Source organism: Modestobacter sp. VKM Ac-2984 (genome assembly GCF_026967985.1).
Lineage (GTDB): Bacteria > Actinomycetota > Actinomycetes > Mycobacteriales > Geodermatophilaceae > Modestobacter.
Map to the genome: position 1 here is coordinate 122,216 of NZ_JAPVBJ010000012.1, position 10,461 is coordinate 132,676.

General features: G+C 72.0%; 9 protein-coding genes. 1 reads left to right on the forward strand and 8 read right to left on the reverse strand.

What is annotated here, in order from left to right; all coding sequences use genetic code 11:
- Positions 1–9 precede the first annotated feature (9 nt).
- From O2W16_RS21165 to O2W16_RS21200, 8 genes are all read right to left on the reverse strand, one after another.
- Positions 10–1,242 carry a metal-dependent hydrolase family protein gene (locus O2W16_RS21165; RefSeq protein ID WP_269160820.1) on the reverse strand — a complete coding sequence of 411 codons (1,233 nt, stop codon included), beginning with the start codon at positions 1,240–1,242 and terminating at the stop codon, positions 10–12.
- A gap of 41 nt (positions 1,243–1,283) precedes the next feature.
- Positions 1,284–2,249, reverse strand: a complete 966-nt coding sequence (locus O2W16_RS21170) for a threonine/serine dehydratase (protein ID WP_269160821.1) — start codon at positions 2,247–2,249, stop codon at positions 1,284–1,286.
- A gap of 8 nt (positions 2,250–2,257) precedes the next feature.
- The gene (locus O2W16_RS21175) at positions 2,258–3,103 is read right to left on the reverse strand and encodes an ABC transporter permease (protein WP_269160822.1); all 846 of its coding nucleotides are present in this window, start codon (positions 3,101–3,103) and stop codon (positions 2,258–2,260) included.
- Positions 3,104–3,119: 16 nt separating this feature from the next.
- Positions 3,120–4,046, reverse strand: a complete 927-nt coding sequence (locus O2W16_RS21180; protein ID WP_269160823.1) for an ABC transporter permease — start codon at positions 4,044–4,046, stop codon at positions 3,120–3,122.
- A gap of 94 nt (positions 4,047–4,140) precedes the next feature.
- The gene (locus tag O2W16_RS21185; RefSeq protein ID WP_269160824.1) at positions 4,141–5,688 is read right to left on the reverse strand and encodes an ABC transporter substrate-binding protein; all 1,548 of its coding nucleotides are present in this window, start codon (positions 5,686–5,688) and stop codon (positions 4,141–4,143) included.
- 148 nt (positions 5,689–5,836) lie between these two features.
- Positions 5,837–6,913, reverse strand: coding sequence for an ABC transporter ATP-binding protein (locus O2W16_RS21190; protein ID WP_269160825.1), 1,077 nt, complete (start codon positions 6,911–6,913; stop codon positions 5,837–5,839).
- Positions 6,910–7,953, reverse strand: coding sequence for an ABC transporter ATP-binding protein (locus O2W16_RS21195; RefSeq protein WP_269160826.1), 1,044 nt, complete (start codon positions 7,951–7,953; stop codon positions 6,910–6,912). Before O2W16_RS21195 ends, O2W16_RS21190 begins: the two co-directional genes overlap by 4 nt.
- Before the next feature lie 135 nt (positions 7,954–8,088).
- Entirely contained in the window at positions 8,089–9,111 is a 1,023-nt protein-coding gene (locus tag O2W16_RS21200) for an Lrp/AsnC family transcriptional regulator (protein ID WP_269160827.1), read from the reverse strand.
- A 91-nt stretch (positions 9,112–9,202) separates the two neighbouring features.
- Here O2W16_RS21200 and O2W16_RS21205 point away from each other — a divergent pair, with 91 nt between their 5' ends.
- Positions 9,203–10,414 carry a M20 metallopeptidase family protein gene (locus O2W16_RS21205; protein ID WP_269160828.1) on the forward strand — a complete coding sequence of 404 codons (1,212 nt, stop codon included), beginning with the start codon at positions 9,203–9,205 and terminating at the stop codon, positions 10,412–10,414.
- Positions 10,415–10,461: the final 47 nt, after the last annotated feature.

A 10,461-nucleotide genomic window follows, 5' to 3' on the forward strand; every position in this document is an offset into this window, starting at 1 on the left:
GGTCCTTCTTCAGGCGGTGGGGACGGCGGGGCCGGTGCCGGCGAGCTCGTCGCGGTGGACGACGCCGTCCTTGACGACCAGGACCACCTGACCGGTCGCGGCGATGTCGGCGACCGGGTCACCGTCGACCACGATCAGGTCGGCCAGCTTGCCGACCTCCAGAGTGCCGAGCTCGTGCGCCAGCCCGAGGTTCTCGGCGGCCCCGCGGGTGGCGGCGACGATCGTCTGCATCGACGTCAGGCCGTGCTGCACCATCAGCGCGAGCTCGCGGGCGAGGTCGCCGTGCGGGTTGAACGGCGTGCCGGCGTCGGTGCCGGCGGCGATCTTCATCCCGGAGGCGACCGCAGCGGCGAAGCTCTCCCGCTGCTTGGCCGCCTCACGCTCGGCCTTGTCGACCACCCACTCGGGGATGCCGGCGGCCATGCCGTTCCGGATGATCCCGTCGACGGCGAGGATCGTCGGTACCAGGAAGGTGCCCTGCGCGACGGCGATGTCCAGCAGCTCGTCGTCGAGGTAGAAGCCGTGCTCGATGGAGTCGATGCCGGAGATCAGCGCGTTGTGGATGCCGGACCGGCCGATGGCGTGGGTGGTGACCCGGCGGCCGGAGTTGTGCGCTTCCTGGGCGACGACCGCCAGTTCCTCGGGCAGCAGCGCGGTCTGCGTCGGGGAGACGCCGGGGGTGAGCACCCCGCCGGTGGCCATCACCTTGATCACCGCAGCGCCGGCCTTGATCTCCGCACGGGTGGCCTTGCGCACCTCGTCGGGGCCGTCGGCCTCCCGGCCGATGAAGTGCCCGTGCCCGCCGGTCATGGTGATCACCCGGCCGGCCGCCTGCACCCGCGGCCCCGGCACCAGGCCGCGGTCGATCGCCTTGGCCAGCTCGACCACCACGTCGTCGGCGGCCCCGCAGTCGCGCACCGTGGTGACGCCGGACATCAGCGTCTCCACCGCCCCGGCGGCCGCGCGCAGGGTGGCCAGCGGCACCGTGTCGCCGGCGGTCTGGGCCATCAGGTCCGGTGCGCCGTCGGCGGTGAGGTGCACGTGGCAGTTGATCAGCCCGGGCAGCACCGTGCGCCCGCCGCCGTCCACCACGTTCTGCGGGGCGGTGCTCGGCGCGTCGGCGACGGGGCCGATCCAGGCGATCCGGCGGCCCTCGACCACCAGCGCCTGCCCGGGGACGGGGGCGGAGCCGGTGCCGTCGACGACGGTGACGTTGCGGAGCAGGAAGCTGGCGGGGGTCATGTGATGCCTTCCGGTCAGGTGGTCGTGCGCCCGAACAGGGCTCAGCCGGTCAGGCGACCGAACAGGCCGAGGTCGACGTTGCCGCCGCTGGCGATGGAGACGACCCGGGTGCCGGCGGGCAGGTCCAGCACCCCGGTCATCAGCGCCGCCAGCGGGGCGGCGGCCGAGGGCTCCAGCAGCAGCTTGGTGCGGGAGATCGCCAGCGGCAGCGCCCGCAGGATGTCCTCGTCGCTCACCGTCACCACCCGCTCGACGAAGGCCTGCACGTGGTCGACGGTGACCTGGCCGCTCATCGGCGCGGCCAGGCCGTCGGCGATGCTGCGCGCGCCGGGGTGCCGCACCGGCCCGCCGGCGGCCAGGCTGCGGGTCATCACGTCGGCGGTCTCCGGCTCCACGCCGATCACCCGGACCCCCGGCGCCAACCGGGCCAGCGCCGCGGCGACCCCGGAGATCAGCCCGCCCCCGCCGACCGGCACCAGCACCACCTCGACGTCCGGCACGTCCTCGGCGATCTCCAGCCCGACGGTGCCGGTGCCGGCGACGACCGCGGGGTCGTCGAACGGGTGCACCGGCACCCGGCCGGTCTCGGCGACGGTGGCGGTGTAGACGTCCAGCAGGTCGCCGTCGGTGAGGACGACGTCGGCCCCGTACGCCCGGCAGGCGGCGATCTTCGCCGGCACCGCGGTCGTCGGCATGACCACCGTGCCCGGCACCCCGACGCTGGCGGCCGCGTAGGCGACGGCGGCCCCGGCGTTGCCGGCGGACAGCGTGATCACGCCGCGGGCACGCTGGTCGGGCGGGAGGGACAGCACCTTGTTCAGCGCGCCACGGGCCTTGAAGCTGCCGGTCCGCTGGAAGAGCTCGGCCTTGAGGTCCAGCCGCACCCCCCACAGCTCCCCGAGGCTGGTGGAGCGGAGCACCGGGGTGCGGTGCACCCGGTCGGTGAGCCGCGCCGCCGCGGCCCGGACGTCGTCCAGGGTCACCAGTGCCGGGTCGGTCGTCTGCATGCCAGCGATCATCCAGCCGGCCCGTCGACGGTCCGCATCCGCGGGTCCAGGGCGTCGCGCAGGCCGTCGCCGAGCAGGTTGAAGGCGAGGATGGCCAGGAAGATCGCGATCCCGGGGAACGTGGTGAGGTGCGGGGCGCTGAAGATGAACTGGCGCCCCTCCCCCAGCATCGTGCCCCACTCGGCGGTGGGTGACTGCACGCCCAGGCCGAGGAAGCCCAGACCGGCGGCGAGCAGGATGCTCACCCCGATGCTCAGCGTGCCGTGCACCAGGACCGGGGTCAGCGAGTTGCGGAACACGTGCCGGGTGATGATCCGCAGGTTGCTGGCGCCCAGCGCCCGCGCCGCCTCGACGTAGGGCTCCTCGCGCAGGCTGAGCACCGAGGAGCGCACCAGCCGGATGATCACCGGGATGACGCTGATCCCGACCGCGATGATCACGTTCTGCAGGCTGACGCCGAGGACGGCGACCAGCGTGAGCGCCAGCAGGATGGAGGTGAAGGCGAACATCATGTCGGCGAACCGGGAGATGGCCAGGTCGGCCCAGCCGCCGTAGTAGCCGGCGATCATCCCCAGCGGCACGCCGATGACCAGGCCGATCGAGACCGCCAGGACGCCGATGAGCAGCGAGATGCGGGCGCCGAACATCAGCCGGGTGGCGATGTCCCGGCCCAGCTGGTCGGTGCCCAGCCAGTGCGAGGCCGACGGCCCTTCGATCGCCTCCGCGAGGTTCTGGGCGTTCGGGTCGTACGGCGAGATCAGCGGGGCGAAGATCGCCAGCACGACGAACGTGACGATGATGCCCAGGCCGATCATCGCCGGCGTGTGGTGCCGGAACCGGCCCCATGCCCTCATCGGATCCCCTCCATGATCAGTACCGGATCCGCGGGTCGACGACGACGTAGAGCACGTCGACGATCACGTTGAGCAGGATGAACGCCGCCGCGTAGACCAGGACGATCCCCTGGACGACGGCGAAGTCACGGGCGCCGATCGAGTCGACCAGCAGCCGTCCGATGCCCGGCCAGCCGAACACCGTCTCGGTCAGCACCGCACCCCCGAGCAGGGCGCCGAACTGCAGGCTGATCACCGTCAGGATCGGGATGAACGCGTTGCGCAGCCCGTGCCGCATGATCACCGTGATCGGCGGTGCGCCCTTGGCCTCGGCGGTGCGGACGTAGTCCTGACCGAGGACCTCGAGCATGCTGGCCCGGGTCATCCGGGAGATCAGCGCGGTGGAGAACGCCGCCAGCGTCACCGCCGGCAGCACGATGCTCAGCGGCTCCCCGCTGCCCGCGGCCGGCAGCCAGCCCAGGGTGACGGCGAACAACAGGATCAGCAGCAGGCCCAGCCAGTAGACCGGCATGGACACGCCCATCATCGCCACGCTGGAGATCACGTGGTCGACCATGGAGTTGCGGCGGACGGCGGCGATCACGCCGGCGGTGACCCCGGCGATGGTGCCGATGATCGTGGCCACGATCGCCAGGAGCAGCGTCGCCGGCAGCCGGACGCCGATCTCGCTCGCCACCGGTGCCGAGGTGCGCGCCGAGGTGCCGAGGTCACCGGTCAGCACGCCGGTGATGAACGACCAGTACTGCGCCAGCAGGGAGTCGTCGAGCCCGAGCTCGGCCCGGAGCCGGGCGACCTGGTCCTCGCTGGCGTTCAGGCCGGCCAGCACCCGCGCGGGGTCACCGGGCAGCACGCGCAGCATCAGGAAGATCAGGATCGAGACCCCGAAGAGGGTGATCAACGACAGCAGCAGGGTGCGCACGATGTGTGCGGCGGTGCCCTTCATCCCCGTCCTCTCCCGTACCCGGACCGGCGGCTCGCGTGCACCGCCGGGGGGTGGCCGCCCCTGCCCGGAGGCAGGGGCGGCCGTCCGATGGTGGTCAGTTCGCCGGCCGGGCGTACATGGCGTCGAACTTCTCGACCGGGGTGGCGCTCACGCCGGTGATGTCCGCGTCGTAGACGATCGGGAACGACTGGGTCCACAGGAAGATCCACGGGGCGTCGTCCCAGATGATCTGCGAGGCGTCGCAGTACAGCTGCTCACGGGTGTCCGGGTCCGTCTCCACGTCCGCCTGGGCGAGCAGCGCCTCGACCTCGGGGTTGGTGTAGAACGACGTCGCCAGACCGGCCGGCGGGTGGGTCGCCTCGCGGAACATCTGCATCTGGAAGTCGGCGTCCAGGTAGGCCGGGGCCCAGCCGAGCAGGTGCGCCTCGGGCGTGTTCTCCGTGACCGGTGCGTTCACCCGGGCCAGGAAGGACGGGAAGTCACTGGTGGAGACGGTGACGTCCAGCCCGACCTCGCGCAGGTAGCCGGCGATCGCCTCGGCGGCCTGGGCGTCCTGTACGTAGCGGCCGCTCGGGGTGAGCAGCTCGATGCTCGCCCCCACCGCGCCGGCCTCCTCCAGCAGCTCCCGGGCCAGCTCCGGGTCGTACTCGTAGGAGCCGGTCTCGCAGTAGCCGAAGAGGCTCGGGGCCATCGGCGCGTCCAGCACCTCGGCGGCGCCGAAGAGCACGTTGTCGATGATCGCCTGCTTGTCGACCGCGTAGTTCATCGCCTGTCGCACCAGCGGGTTGGACGTCACCGGGTCGGTGTTGTCCAGCGCGATGAAGATCGTGCGGTCGCTCTCGGCGAGCAGCACCTCGACGTCCTCGTTGGCCTGCAGCGCCTCGATGTCCGACACCGGCGGCAGGATGATCATGTCGACCTGGCCGGCGAGCAGCAGGCTCTCCCGGGTCGCTGCCTCGGGGACCACCCGGAAGACGACCGTCTCGTAGTACGGCTCCTCACCCCAGTAGTCGTCGTACTTGGTGACGGTGACGCTCTCGCCGGCGGTGTACTCGCCGAACTCGTACGGCCCGGTGCCGACCGGCCGGGTGTACTCCTGGTAGCTGTTGCCCTCCGCGTCGACCGAGGTCGGGGAGATCATCCCGGCCACCGTCGCCGACAGCGCGCTCACGAAGCCGGGCGAGGGCTGGCTGAGGGTGACCTCGACGGTGTTCTCGTCGACGGCGGTGGCCGAATCGAAGGCCGTGAAGGCCGCCCCCTGCGGCACCGTCAGCTCCGGGTCGGTGATCCGCTCGAAGTTGTAGACGACCGCCTCGGCGTCGAACGGCGTCCCGTCGTGGAACGTCACGCCCTCGCGCAGCTCGAAGGTGATCGTCAGACCGTCCTCGGAGACCTCGTAGGACTCGGCGAGCACGCCGTCGATCTCGTTCTCGTCGTTGATCGTCACGAGCGTCTCGACGACGTAGTCGACGATGTTGGAGACGGTCGTGGTGGTCTGCCCGGCCGGGTCGAAGGTGTCCGGGTCGATGCCCACGGCGATGGAGAAGGTGGAGTCACCGCCCTCCCCGTCGGCTGCGGGCGCTTCCGGGTCGCTGACGCTGCAGGCGCTGATCAGCAGGCCCAGGGCCGCGACGGCGGCCATGGACCTGATCCGGGAGGGGCTGCGTCGTGCTCGGGTCGTGTTCATCGGCTTCCGCTCTGACGAGGTGGCACACAACGGGACGGACGGTGGGACGGACGGCGGGTCGGTGTCGTCGGCGACGACGGGGCTGGTGGCGAGACCGGGCCGGTCATGCGATCACCGGCTTGACCTCGGCGAAGTGGCAGGCGCTGGGGTGGCCGGAGCCGGCGCGGTCGATCAGCGCCGGTTCCTCCTCGGCGCAGATCTGCTGGGCCTTCGGGCAGCGGGTCCGGAAGTTGCAGCCCGACGGCGGGTTCGCCGGGCTGGGCACGTCGCCGGTGAGGATCATCCGTTCCCGGCTGCCGCGCTTGGTCGGGTCCGGGATCGGCACCGCCGACAGCAGCGCCTGCGTGTAGGGGTGCGTGGGGCGGGCGTAGATGTCGGCCCGGTCGCCGATCTCGACGACCTTGCCCAGGTACATGACCGCGACCCGGGTGGAGATGTGCCGCACCACCGACAGGTCGTGGGCGATGAAGACGTAGGCCAGGCCGAGCCGGTCCTGCAGCTCCTGGAGCAGGTTGACCACCTGGGCCTGGATGGAGACGTCCAGGGCCGAGACCGGCTCGTCGAGCACCAGCACCTGCGGGTCCAGGGCGAGGGCCCGGGCGATGCCGATCCGCTGCCGCTGTCCGCCGGAGAACTCGTGCGGGTACCGGCTGGCCTGCTCGGCGCTGAGCCCCACGGACTCCAGCAGGTCGTCGACCTTGGCGCGCAGCTCGCTGCCGGAGGCCAGGCCGTGGATCTGCAGCGGCTCGCCGACGATGCCGCGCACCGTCATCCGCGGGTTCAGCGAGGTGTAGGGGTCCTGGAAGACGAACTGCATCTCCCGGCGGACCGCCTTCATCTGCGCCCGGCCGAAGCCGGTGATGTCCACGCCCTTGAAGTGCACCGAGCCCGACGTCGGCTCCAGCAGCTTGACCAGGGTGCGGCCGGTGGTGGTCTTCCCGCAGCCGGACTCCCCGACCAGGCCGAGGGTCTCCCCCGCGGTCAGCGTGAAGCTCACGCCGTCGACGGCGTAGACCGTGCCGACCTGCCGCCGGGTGACCCCGCCGCGGATCGGGAAGTGGGTCTTCAGGTCGGTGACCCGGAGGATCTCGGTGCCGTGCGCGGCACGGGTGTGCAGGTCCTGGGGTGCGCCGGTCGACTCCTGGGCAGCGCCTCTCGACGGCATGGCGACGGAGCTCATGCGCCGCCGCTCCCCAGCCGGGCGCCCATCTCGCGGTACACGACGGCCATCTCGGCGGGGACCTCCTCGGTGAAGTGGCAGGCGGCCCGCGCGCCGTCGCCGGTGTCGTAGAGCGGCGGCACCTCGGTGCGGCAGCGCTCGCGGCCCTTGGAGACCCGGCAACGCGGGTGGAAGGAGCACCCGGGCGGCAGGTCGATGAGGTTCGGCGGCGCGCCGGGGATCGGGTCCAGCCGGGCCAGGTCGACGTCCAGCCGGGGCAGGCTGCTCATCAGGCCCAGCGTGTACGGGTGCCGGGGTGCGGCGAAGATCGAGAAGACGTCGGCGACCTCGACCACCTTGCCGCCGTACATGACCACGACCCGGTCGGCGTGCTCGGCGATCAGTCCCAGGTCGTGGGTGATGAGGATGGTGGCGGCGTTGGTGCGCTCCTTCGCCGTCTTCAGCACGTCGAGCACCTGGGCCTGGATCGTCACGTCCAGGGCGGTGGTGGGCTCGTCGGCGATGAGCACCTTCGGGTCGTTGGCGATCGCCATGGCGATCATCGCCCGCTGGCGCATGCCGCCGGAGTGCTCGTGCGGGTACTGGTCGACACGGCCCTCGGGGTTGGGCACGCCGACCATCGTCAGCAGCTCGATCGCCCGGGTGCGGGCGGCGTTCTTGCTCATCTTCTTGTCGTGCAGCCGGAGCGCCTCGGAGATCTGGGCGCCGACGGTCAGCACCGGGTTCAGGCTGGTCATCGGGTCCTGGAAGATCATCCCGATCTCGCTGCCGCGGAGCCGACGCAGCTCCTTGTCCGGCATGGTCAGCAGGTCGCGGCCCTCGAAGAGGATCTCGCCCGCGGTGATCCGCCCCGGCGGGCTCTGGATCAGGCCGAGGATCGACATCGCCGTGACGCTCTTGCCGGAGCCGGACTCACCGACCACGCCGAGGGTCTCGCCGGGGAACAGGTCCCAGCTGACGTCGTTGACCGCCCGCACGACGCCGGCGGGGGTGACGAATTCAGTCGTCAGGCCCCGGACGGAGAGAACAGGACTGCTCACAAACAGCGCCTCCTCGACCGATCAGTGGGTGAAAGCTAGGTCACTGTGACCGGGTTTGGGTGACGGTCATGTCACGACGGTGAGTCCATGCGCTCCGTGTGACCGGCCTCACACTCAGTGTGGTCGGAGGGGAGACTACTGCTCGCCGGGCACCGGATCGGACCAGACGTCCATCCGGACCGTGCCGGTCGCGCACCCCTCGACGTCGAGCAGGCGGCCCATCCGCTTGACCGCGCGCAGCACCACCAGCCGGTCCACCACGACGACGTCGGGCACCACGTGGGCCAGCTCCTGCTCGAAGCGGTGCACCTCCTCCAGCGAGGCCAGCCAGGCGACCACGAGCAGGCTGGGCGTGCCCGCGAGCGTCGTGGACAGCCGCACCTGGCGCAGCCGGCCCAGCCGGGCCGCGGCGTCGTCCAGCCGCCCGGCCGGGGCGTCGGCCGACAGCACGACCATCACCGGCAGCCCGGCCAGCGGTGCGGCCACCTCGGTCCGCATCAGGACCGCGCCGGAGCTGATCAGCCGGTCGACCCGGCGGCGCGCGGTCGGCTGGCTGATCCCGGTCGCCGCGGCCAGCGCGGCGTAGGACGCCCGGCCGTCCTCCCCCAGCGCCGACATCAGCTCCCGGTCGACGTCGTCGAGCACGGTCGGGCGGGTCAGGTGCGGCGGCCCGCCGCTGCCGCCGGTCGACGGCAGCACACCGAGGCGCCAGGTGCTGCCCTCGGCGTAGAGCCGGGTGGCGATCCGCGCCCGGGTGCCGGTGACCCCGGGCACCCGGTCCAGCCGTTCCAGCAGGTAGCGCCCGAGGGTGGGCAGGTCGACGGCGGCCACGGTCAGCATCAGGTCCCGGCCGCCGGCGGTGATGTCCACCGAGAGGGCGTGCGCGTCACCGGCGAGCTCGTTCGCGACCCGGGTCTTCTCACTCGGCAGGCAGGTCACGTCGACGTAGGCGAGCACCTGCGCGTGGTGCGACCCCGGGCCGGGGGTGCCGGTGACCCACGCGGCGCCGGTGGCGCGCAGCCGCTCCCACCGCCGGGACGCGGTGACCGCATTCGTGCCGACCATCGCCGCCACCTCGGTCCACGGAGCCCGCGGGTCGCGCTGCAACGCCTCGACGAGAGCCAGGTCCTCCTCGTCCAGCACAACCGATCGAGTCACTTCGGGCACCTCTCGTGACGGATGACTGCAAATCCTGTCGGACAACGTGCCGAACTCCTAACGTCCCGCCCAGCAATCCGAAGGAGGGCACGTGATCCGGTCAGGCGCGCTGCACGAGGACGCCCGTGCGATGCAGGACGAGCTGGTGCAGCTGCGCCACGCACTGCACCGGCGGCCCGAGGTGGGGCTGCAGCTGCCCTGGACGCAGGAGACCGTGCTCACCGCCCTGGACGGCCTGGGTCTGGAGGTCAGCACGGGCACCGGGCTGACGTCGGTGACGGCGGTGCTGCGCGGTGGCCGGCCCGGTCCCGCGGTGCTGCTGCGCGGTGACATGGACGCCCTCCCGGTGCAGGAGCAGACCGGGGTGGAGTTCACCAGCGAGGTCGACGGCACGATGCACGCCTGCGGGCACGACCTGCACACCGCGATGCTGGTCGGCGCCGCACGGCTGCTGAGCGCGCACCGGGAGTCCCTCGCCGGCGACGTCGTCCTGATGTTCCAACCGGGCGAGGAGGGCTGGGACGGCGCCGGGCACATGCTGCGCGAGGGCGTGCTCGATGCGGCCGGGTCGCGGGTCACCTCGGCCTACGGGATGCACGTGATGTCGGCGATGAGCCCCCGCGGGGAGTTCACCACCCGCCCGGGGACGCTGATGGCGGCCAGCGACGAGCTCCGGGTGACCGTGCGCGGCAGTGGCGGGCACGGCTCGGCCCCGCACCTGGCCCGTGACCCGATCTCGGTGGCCGCGCAGCTGATCGGTGACCTGCAGACGATGGTCACCCGGCAGTTCGACGTCTTCGACCCGGTGGTGCTGACCGTCGGCCTGTTCGCCGGCGGCACGAAGCGCAACATCATCCCGGACGAGGCGACCTTCCAGGCGACCGTGCGCACCTTCTCGGCCGAGGCCCGGGAGCGGATGCGGGTGGCCTCGGTGCGGCTGTGCGAGTCGGTGGCGGCCGGCTACGGCCTGGAGGCCGAGGCGCTGTACCTGGAGGAGTACCCGGTGACGGTCAACGACCCGACGCACACGGCGTTCGCCGCCGGGGTGGCCCAGGAGGTCTTCGGCGAGGAGCGGTACGCGCCGAAGGTGTTCCCGCAGTCGGGGTCCGAGGACTTCTCCCGGGTCCTGGCGGAGGTGCCCGGCTGCTACCTGTTCCTGGGCGCCGCCGTGGGCAAGGACCACGCCACCGCCCCCAACAACCACAGCCCGCGGGCCCAGTTCAGCGACGAGGTGCTCGCCGACGGCGCGCTGCTGCACGCCGAGCTGGCGGTGCGGGCGCTGGAGCGCGACGCGGCGGCCTGACCACCGGCGGGGTGCGACCCTTCCGTCTCAGTTGTCACACCTCCGCC